This is a genomic window from Candidatus Zixiibacteriota bacterium, assembly GCA_020853795.1.
Taxonomy (GTDB): Bacteria; Zixibacteria; MSB-5A5; order CAIYYT01; family CAIYYT01; genus JADJGC01.
In genome coordinates this window covers 1-5,477 of record JADYYF010000028.1, presented here as the reverse complement: position 1 = coordinate 5,477, position 5,477 = coordinate 1, and the positions used below count along the sequence as shown (strand labels likewise).

General features: G+C 57.3%; 6 protein-coding genes. 3 read left to right on the top strand and 3 right to left on the bottom strand.

The features are described from left to right. Positions 1-887, bottom strand: an 887-nt coding sequence (locus IT585_01895) for a glycosyltransferase family 39 protein (protein ID MCC6961985.1), incomplete at its 3' end; no start/stop codon positions are given. 183 nt (positions 888-1,070) lie between these two features. Between IT585_01895 and IT585_01890 the strand changes: the two genes are divergently transcribed. From IT585_01890 to IT585_01880, 3 genes are all read left to right on the top strand, one after another. Continuing rightward, positions 1,071-2,189, top strand: coding sequence for a polysaccharide deacetylase family protein (locus tag IT585_01890; GenBank protein MCC6961984.1), 1,119 nt, complete (start codon positions 1,071-1,073; stop codon positions 2,187-2,189). 220 nt (positions 2,190-2,409) lie between these two features. Continuing rightward, positions 2,410-2,724: a metal-sulfur cluster assembly factor gene (locus tag IT585_01885; GenBank protein MCC6961983.1), complete on the top strand. Its 315-nt coding sequence runs from the start codon at positions 2,410-2,412 to the stop codon at positions 2,722-2,724. Positions 2,725-2,950: 226 nt separating this feature from the next. Next, a complete protein-coding gene (locus IT585_01880) occupies positions 2,951-3,802 on the top strand; it encodes a T9SS type A sorting domain-containing protein (protein MCC6961982.1) in 852 nt (283 codons plus the stop codon). Positions 3,803-3,906: 104 nt separating this feature from the next. Here the strand turns inward: IT585_01880 and IT585_01875 are convergent, their stop codons facing one another. Beyond that, on the bottom strand, positions 3,907-4,179 hold the full coding sequence (locus tag IT585_01875) for a DUF4242 domain-containing protein (GenBank protein ID MCC6961981.1): 273 nt from the start codon (positions 4,177-4,179) through the stop codon (positions 3,907-3,909). A gap of 756 nt (positions 4,180-4,935) precedes the next feature. Beyond that, a partial coding sequence (locus IT585_01870; protein MCC6961980.1) for an outer membrane beta-barrel protein occupies positions 4,936-5,477 on the bottom strand: 542 nt, incomplete at its 5' end.

Sequence of the window (5,477 nt, the reverse complement as noted above, 5' to 3'; positions counted from 1 at the left end):
GGACGGCCTTGATCGTGCCGCGCATAGCTGTCCGTCGTATCGACAAACTCCGACCAAGGGATCGACAAATCAAGCCTGATTTCCGGCATCACCATCGTCAGCCCGTCCGCTTCGGGATTATTGCCGAGATAGAAATTCACGCCGCCCTGCGATGAAACCAAAACCACATCGTGCCCGACCACGTAGTTCCGAATCGTGACCGGAAGAACACAAATCGCGATGCCCATGGCATACATCAGCGGTCGCTGTAATGCCGCCAGCCATCCGTGCGACCGGCGTTGGCCCAGCCATAGCCACAGTGCCAGAAACGGGAAGACCAGTAAGACGTTGGGGCGTGCGATGGTTGACAGTCCACCCAGTAGCCCGATACAGAACCAGCGCCCGAGCGAGGCAGCCTCACGATGCCGCAGCATCAACAGGAGCATCCCGAGATTGAAAATCATCGGCAGCCATTCGATCAGCAGCTCCGACTCGTACAGGATCAGCGTTCCATAGAAAACCGCCAGCAGCGAAGCCAGTCGACCGACGCGCTCCGTGAAGGCCGTGCGCCCGAGCTGATAGATGAGAACACACGTAAGCGCTCCGCCGATCGCCTGAATAAACTTGGCAACGAAGATCTTAATGCCAAAAATCCAATAGATCAATGCGAGCAGGTAGGGGTAGAGCGGTGCGCGGAAAAACACCTCGTCCCCCCAGAAACTCCCGGAGATAATCTCAATGGCCCAGCGGTGATGCCAGAGCGAGTCGATCTGCGGAACGTAGAACGCCGGATCGTTATGCTCCAGGAATAGTAGATTGATGACGCGGACGGCTGCGGCTGCAGCAAACACCAACAGCGACCAGCGAAAACTCTCCGTGGTCCAATGGCGCTGCCACCAGGCCTTCATCGGCGACCGCAGTCAAGTTGGCGCTCACTGCGCGATTCAATCATTGGGTGCTCCTTGCAATGGTAGCAAAGTTCGCCCGAAGCTAAAGTCGGCGGAAAATCAAGTCAAGCCAATTTGCACTGTCGCGGCTTGCGGAAAAAAGCGTTGCCTCGCCGTCACATTGCATTATTGTGAAGATTCAAGATGGCGACTGTAGCGACCCAGGATTCACAGATCGAGCGCGAAGCGATACCGAAGGTCTATCAACCCCACACCCTGCGCCGGTTGGCCGGCCGGCTGCTGTCGCGCCCGGCTTATTTCTGCGGGCTGTGGTATCTGCTGCATCGGGCCGTGCCGACCCTGCGTGGACGAAAACTGCTCGTCGTATTTACCTTTCATCGTGTCACCAACGACGATCCGGAGATTCAACATCTCGTGACCTACGACCGCGGCACCGCCAGCGCCGTGTTTGATGCTCAAATCGGCCAGATTCGCAACTATTTTGACGTCCTTAACCTGTCCCAATTCATCGAGATCATCGTCGGCAAGACGGCACCGCAATCGCACAGCTGCCTGCTGACCTTCGATGACGCCGACTCGGAATTTGTGACCGAGGCCTTTCCGGTACTGGCGCGTTATGACTGCCCGGCGGTCGTGTTTGCGCCGACCGATTACGTCGAATCGCACCGGCGTTTCTGGCATCTGCGCGTGTCGAACGCATTTCATCGTGCGGTGATTGCGGACTGGCCCCGCATCAGGAAATTGACACAGAACTTCCCGGAACCGCGTCGCCATTGGCTGGATGACCTCAATCTGGATACTGGCTCGCGTCGTGCCCAGGCCTGCTGGCGGTTCAACATCGCGCTCGATGCACTCGCCGAGCCTGACATTGAGCCGGTGCTGGCCGAACTGGAGGCGATCACTGGAAGCGACTACACCCTCGGCATCGAGTGCATGACCTGGGAGCAGTTGCGGTTCCTGCAGGGGAAGGGTATCGCTGTCGAATCGCATGGCGCCTCGCACGGTAAATTGGGGCGGATGACCCCGGAGGCGGTCCGCCGCGAGCTCGAAGAAAGCAAAGCCTGCCTCGAAACCAATCTTGGCAAGACGATTCGGGCCATCTGCTACCCTGCCGGTTCGGTGACAGGGGAGGTTGCCGCCCTCGCGGCCGAAGTCGGCTATGAGATTGGCTTTACCACGAAGCGGGGCTTGCTCCAGCCGCCGCTTACCGGCTCCGACCGCCTGCTGCTGACCCGCTTCGACATGCGCGGTGCTAATCGTTACGAGGCGGCAAAATTCCTGGGGTCGCTGGCGCTGCGATGATTCCCGCTTGCCCGGAAAAAATTTGAAACCGGGCAAACTCTGACGGGTACAAAGAGGGCAGAAAGCAACTAATCAGTTTGAAGAAATGGCAGGCAACCGACGCAAGATTTGGCCGCAAACCAAGAAATTGCACCCGTATATGTACGGAACCGCCGGTGCCGCGATCTGTTATGGGAAGTATAATCGCATGGAACCGGCCCTGACAACGAACCGCGAAACGATGGGAAGTCCATTGATTAACGAGTCTGCCGTTTACGATGCTCTGCGCGAATGCTACGATCCCGAAATCCCGGTTAATATCGTCGATCTCGGACTGGTCTATGACGTCCGGATCAAGGACGACGACATCGTGGAAGTTGACTTTACGTTAACCGCTCCCGGCTGCAGCATGTCCGGCATGATCCGCGAGGATATCCGTACGCGGCTGCTGCAGGTCGAGGGGATCAAAGACGCCGTCGTCAATATCGTCTGGGAACCTCTCTGGACCCCCGACAAGATGTCGGAGGACGCCCGTAAGGCGTTGGGGTTCGGATAAAAACAGTTGACAAGAATTCCGGCGGCTCGTAGATTGAGATAGCACGGGAATACCTCTCCACCCCGTCACCGCCCACATAGCTGACTTCGCACATTTACCAATGTACTTAACGATTTCGCCATTGTGGCGTCTTACATCACAGATGTCTTGGAGCCAAAGTAGTTTCGATATGAGTAGCAGAAACCAGCAAACCCTTAACCCTAACCCTGTGAGGGGGTGATTCTGAATGAAGCGTTTTATTACGCTGGTGCTCGCACTTTCATTACTCGTCGTGCCGGCTTTGCTGGCCAAGGATGCCGGAAACCGGGACCTGTTCCGAGTTGGTGAGGCCTCGTTCATTTCAGAATCGGAATTTGTGATTCCGGTTCTGATCAGCCATGATGAGGACTTGGCGGCAATGGATATTCCGCTAACCTACTCCGCGGGCGTGACCTTGACTCAGGTTTCATTCGAGAACACCGCTGTCGCCGATTTCGATGTCAAAATCGCGAATATCGACAGCGAGAATCATCGCGTGACGATCGGTTTGGTCAAGATGGTAAATGCTCCGCAGCAGAACCCGTACCTGAAACCGGCCGCCGGCGGTGGCAACACCGTGGCGCATCTGCACTTCAAACTTGACGATCCGACCCTGCAGTCGGTCGAAATCGGCACGTTTGCCAGCGCAGATCCAAGTCACGAACTGATGTTCGTGTACAACGAGTATGTCGACGGCGTTCCGCATGTTCGCGATCTCACTCCGGAATTTGTGGGCGGTCAGGTCAGCCTGAACGCGCGCACTCCGAATCTCGCGCTGCCGACGGAGTTTAGTCTGTCGCAAAACGTGCCGAATCCGTTCAACCCGTCAACGCAGGTCAGCTTTGCGCTGCCGACCGCGGCTAAAGTAAATCTTTCGATTTACAATGTCCTCGGCCAGCACGTGAAGACCCTCGTCGACACCGATATGCGCGCGGGTTACCAGACCGTCACCTGGGACGGCACTGATAATACCGGCCATACCGTGGCATCGGGCGTCTACTTCTACAAATTGAACGCGGGCGACTTCACCGCGACCAAGAAGATGCTGATGCTGAAGTAATTTTCCCGAACTGTTTTCGAAAGAAGCAGGAAGCGAAAATTCGCTAAACACAAGTGAAGACTCAGCGCCCCGTCGGGAGACGGGGCGCTTGGCTTTTGGGGCATCTACTCGGCGGTCGTCGGCTCGATCAGTGCGCGCACCGTGGCGACCGAGTCGGCAGGGAAGCCGCCGCGCGTGGCATGCTCGCGTACCGTCGCCTCATTCGGGGCGCGATAGATACAGTAGATCTTATCGTCGGTAACGTAACTGTGGAGCCACTGGATGCTCGGCCCCATCTGTTCCAGCACGCCGCACGATTTCTGGGAAATGGCGCGCAACTCCGCTCCGGTGAGTTTTCCGGCCCCGGGAATAATCCGCTCAATGACATACTTTGGCATGGGTTCCTTCGCCGCCGCTTGATTGCGGCAACTGCGGTGAAAATGGTTTATAGGGATCTACAATTATTGCAATATACGCGTTTGGGGCGGGTTTGTCAAGCCGTCACTCGGCCAACGAGGTTGGTTCCGTAGGGCAAGTCCCCTCATCGCGTCATCCCTGGTTCCAGAGGCATGCGTAAGGCAGGTCTCAATTGTTGCTCCCGACATCCCCAACCCCTGCCGCAGAGACTTACAGCTTTCACTACCGATAAACCGCACCAACCTGGATTCCCGATGGCGCGGCAATGACTCCATCTCTCATCTCCTCTTGGGAGAGGGGGCGGGGGTGAGGGGGCGTTCATCCTCGCGTCACTACTACCGCGCGCGTCAAAACTCATAAGGCAGCACCCCAAGCACGACCAAGAGGGTCGCACAGATGCAAACCACGCCTAACCCTACGGCTACTATAACGAAGCCCCTTTCGCTAATCTTCATCCCCAGTATCGTATCACCCTCGGCGATCGCGGCGCGTGCCCAAGGAACGAGGGATTACAGTGGGCTCGAAACTGTAGCACCGACTTCAGTCGGCTCACGTTAAAACGTTGCATCTGGTCTTCTCGCTCGCCCTCAATCCGGAAGTACCACACCCCCTCCCGCGCGAGGTGACCTGACGCTTTCGTCACATTACGAGCATGCGTCGGGCAGGTCTCAATTGTTACCCCCGACATCTCCAACCCCTGCCGCAGAGACCCGCCGGATACTCTGCCGAACGTCCTGCTACCAGAACCAACCCACGCCCAGCGTGAGCGAAAACACGTTGATCTTGTAATCTTCAAACGCCTGCCACGTCCACTGCGCCGACGGCACGATGGCAAACTTGTTGGTGACACGGAATCCGCCACCTGCGCCTACCATCAGCCCGCCGCCGGTATCCTCGACCTTGCCCGCGAAAATCGTGCCGGGAACGTCGAATTCCAGCGTCGCCTGCGCGATCGCCGGACCGCCCTTGATGAAGAATTGCTCGGCCGGGTAGTAAGTCAACGCCAGGGCGAGATTCGAAATCACGACGCTGGCTTCGGATGTGCCGCCGCCGTACTCAATCTCATAGTCTTTCACCCACGAGTTGCCTTCCGCGCCCAACAGTAGCTTCTGGCTGAGCGCGCCGCCGATCCGGAAATTGCCGGCGCCGCCGCTTTCGGCGTCCGTAATGAATGACAGGTTGTCGTTTTCATCATCTAGTTCCATTTTCAAGCTGCCCCAGCCGATACCGAAGCCGATGTAGAAGCCCGTATGCGTCGCGGGCTTCAGCCCGGCAAAGG

Excerpts from the sequence above, each read along its gene's own strand:
- IT585_01880 (MCC6961982.1), top strand. The coding sequence starts at position 2,951 with ATGAAGCGTTTTATTACGCTGGTGCTCGCACTTTCATTACTCGTCGTG.
- IT585_01885 (MCC6961983.1), top strand. The coding sequence starts at position 2,410 with ATGGGAAGTCCATTGATTAACGAGTCTGCCGTTTACGATGCTCTGCGC.
- IT585_01890 (MCC6961984.1), top strand. The coding sequence starts at position 1,071 with ATGGCGACTGTAGCGACCCAGGATTCACAGATCGAGCGCGAAGCGATA.
- IT585_01875 (MCC6961981.1), bottom strand. The coding sequence starts at position 4,179 with ATGCCAAAGTATGTCATTGAGCGGATTATTCCCGGGGCCGGAAAACTC.